The sequence below is a fragment of the Hyella patelloides LEGE 07179 genome, from assembly GCF_900659865.1.
In the GTDB taxonomy this organism is placed as follows: Bacteria; Cyanobacteriota; Cyanobacteriia; order Cyanobacteriales; family Xenococcaceae; genus Hyella; species Hyella patelloides.
Genome location: NZ_LR214211.1, coordinates 1 through 3045, shown reverse-complemented (window position 1 = coordinate 3045; position 3045 = coordinate 1). Strand labels below are relative to the sequence as shown.

At 38.1% G+C, this 3045-nt stretch carries 3 protein-coding genes; all 3 read left to right on the top strand.

Features of this window, described 5'->3' with window-relative positions; translation table 11 throughout:
• Positions 1–482 precede the first annotated feature (482 nt).
• Genes H1P_RS32275 through H1P_RS32265 form a run of 3 tightly spaced genes read left to right on the top strand, consistent with a single transcriptional unit; the run spans position 483 to position 2957 of the window.
• Positions 483–995 carry a hypothetical protein gene (locus H1P_RS32275; protein WP_144875417.1) on the top strand — a complete coding sequence of 171 codons (513 nt, stop codon included), beginning with the start codon at positions 483–485 and terminating at the stop codon, positions 993–995.
• Positions 996–1042: 47 nt separating this feature from the next.
• Positions 1043–1429, top strand: coding sequence for a hypothetical protein (locus H1P_RS32270; RefSeq protein ID WP_144875415.1), 387 nt, complete (start codon positions 1043–1045; stop codon positions 1427–1429).
• 31 nt (positions 1430–1460) lie between these two features.
• The gene (locus tag H1P_RS32265; protein WP_144875413.1) at positions 1461–2957 is read left to right on the top strand and encodes an ABC transporter ATP-binding protein/permease; all 1497 of its coding nucleotides are present in this window, start codon (positions 1461–1463) and stop codon (positions 2955–2957) included.
• Positions 2958–3045: the final 88 nt, after the last annotated feature.

The following is a 3045-nucleotide window of genomic DNA, read 5'->3' as shown; positions in this document are numbered from 1 at the left end:
AAAAAATCATCAGATTCAAAAATACGTCTAATGTGAATTGAAATTACTTTTGATATAGCCTAAATCATCGTAAAAGAAAGCAAGTCTGCGTTACGAGAAGAGCGAGAATAATACCTATAGACTAAAATAGGTGAATTTATCTTTAGCTTATAGCTACGAAGTAATAAGTCTAAAGCGAAGGGTTAGGTTTTGCATTCCCTTGCTAGGTCGGCTTGCGTGATAGTGAGGAGACCTCACCGAGTTCCGACCTCTGTCTGCCGACGCGGAGTCTCACCGCTAATTCACATCAAGCGTAAAATATAAATAAGGTATAAGGTATAAACAGAAAAATTTTAGCTATAAAAACATTTATAAAATTCTGTAACTGGGAAATGCTCAAAGCAAGCTAATTAGAGCAAACTTGTTTCAAAATTAAAGTATGCAGACATTCCTACAATTAAACGATAACCCGCAAAGCGCGATCGCTATTTGCTAAATTTACCATGTCTAAATTTACCACAGTTATAGCAATCTGTTTATTGACTTGGACATCACTTTTGGTTACCAAAACTTTGCAGATTCAACACTCTTGTCAACCAATGATTCATTGGGGAGGCGAACTACCAACAAAATGTCAAGTAGCAATCAAAAATAGCTTTAATTCAGCCCAAATAAAACAATTATCTCCACAGAAGCTAACTCAAACTGAGCCAATTATTAGTATTCCAAAACTACAAGAAAAATCTCAAATTATACAAAATACTGACAAATCTCAACCTAATAATGTTGCTGATAATTCTCACACTTTAGAAATTGCTGACAATAGCACTCAAACTGAGTCAGAAACTAAACTAGATCGAGTTATAAATTCGATTCAAGAAAATCCTGATGTTGCAGGAGGAGTTGCAGGGGGAGTTGCTGCTGCTGGATTAGCTGCACTTTCTTCTATTGCACCACCTGTTGCCATAGCAGTTGGTTTTGTTATTTGGTTAGCTACCAGAACAATTTTGAAATAAATTACAAATTACTTTTTATTCAATAATTAAGGAGTAAATAACTCATAATGGATACAGATCGCTCCTCTCAAATCGTTTCCCATTCCCCTAATGAACCTACACAAGATAGGCTGAAAACTCAAGCAGTCTCAGTCATAAATTCTGAAAACACTAATTCTTCTAATGTCCAAAAATGGGGTTTGATTTGCCTTAGTGTACTTTTAGGACTAACGGTATTTTTGCTCTTTGCCAGAGAAACTGATGTTTGTTTATTGAGTACCTGCAACGATTACAGCGATTCCGTAGCCACATCAACATTGATGGGAAATGACTTTATAGCTTATGCTGGTGGCGCAGCAACTCTTTTAGTTTTAACCGCCTTAATTGGTGTTCCTCTACTACCTGCTGTTGCGATATCTACTGGAGTTTGGTTTTTAGTGCAGATGATTCAGTGATTAAAAATTTTTCCTAAATTCAGATAGAGCAATGAATTTAATTACATTTGATTGCGTTGATAAAACTTTCCGCAAAGGATTTTGGCAAAAAACAACCATTCTAGAAAATATTAGCTTTAGTGTTCAACCAGGTGAATTTGTCATCCTGCGGGGAGAAAACGGTGCAGGAAAAAGCACTATCCTTAATTTAGCTTTGGGTTTGCTAAAACCTAGTAATGGTGAAATTAAGCTGATGGAGCGATCGCCTAAAGCCAGTAATTCTAAGCTTCAAGTAGGAGTTGTTTTACAAGATACTCAAGTTCCTCCTAACGCTAAGGTAATAGAATTGGTTCAACTATGGCGCAGCTATTATACTAACTCGCTATCCACTGAAGAAGTCTTGGGTAAAGTCAATCTCAAGGGGAAAGAACATCTTGATGCTAGCGGTTTATCTGGCGGACAAAAACAGAGACTTTATTTTGCTCTGGCTTTAGTTGGTAATCCTCAGTTACTTATCTTGGATGAACCGACAAGAAACCTCGATGAAAAAGGATACGAAGAATTTTGGCAACAGATTAAACTTTCTCATCAAGCGGGGATTACTATCTTGATGGTGACCAATAATCAATCAGACTGGCAAGAATTAGAAAGTTTAGCAACCCGTGAAATCACTCTACACAAGTACTCAGAAGCACCAGCAACAGGACAAATTGCCGAAAATATCCTGAAAAGCGATCGCGAAGCGCGACGCTGGCGCGATCGCACTGTGCCTCGCCTTACCTCAGAGCAAAATACTACCAAGACACGGGAAACAACATCTAATTTATTACCAGCCATGGGAGGACAACTGCGCTTTGAAATTCTCCAACTACTCCGCACCCCTGTATTTTTAGTTATGACTCTAGCTTTAGTAGCTTTTCTACCATTACTCAAACAGTTGGGAATTCAAGGAGATGCTGCGATTGAATCACTGGTAAGTATCTGTGGATTAGTTCTCTTTACCGTTGTTATCGATCGCCTGGGTAAAAGAGTTGCGATAGAGCGATCGGAAAAATGGCTTAAATTACTTAAAGTCACTTGCTTACCACCTTTTATTCACATTGCTGCTAAGATTATCACTTCTCTTTTAATTTGCACCGTAAGTATTCTTGTGGCGTTCATCCTGGGATATTGGCAATTAGGAATAGATGCTAGTTTCGGCTTGTGGACAAATCTATTTTTGGTACTAATAGTTGGAGTAATTCCCTTTGCGATTCTCGGTTTAATCTTGGGTTATCTACTCAATCCTAAAAGTGCTGACTCTATCTTAGGTTTATCTTTAATTATCATTCCCGTCGCCTGCGGTGCATTTACTGTACCTATGCCCAATTACTTACAGGATGCCATTACCTTATTACCTTTTTATCATTATAAAGAATCAATTCTCTGGGCAGCAGGGTTAGACTACGACCAACAGATATTTTTACATTTACTGTGGTTGATTTGGGCAACGGTAGTTTTTGGCTTAATAGCTCTTTGGTCTTATCAACGGGAACAAGCAACTCAATAAAGGAGCGAAGCTATAAGCTATAAGCTATAAGCGCGATTGCCAATCAAACAGGGTAGACGACCGACCCTACTCGATTATAGACAACGCA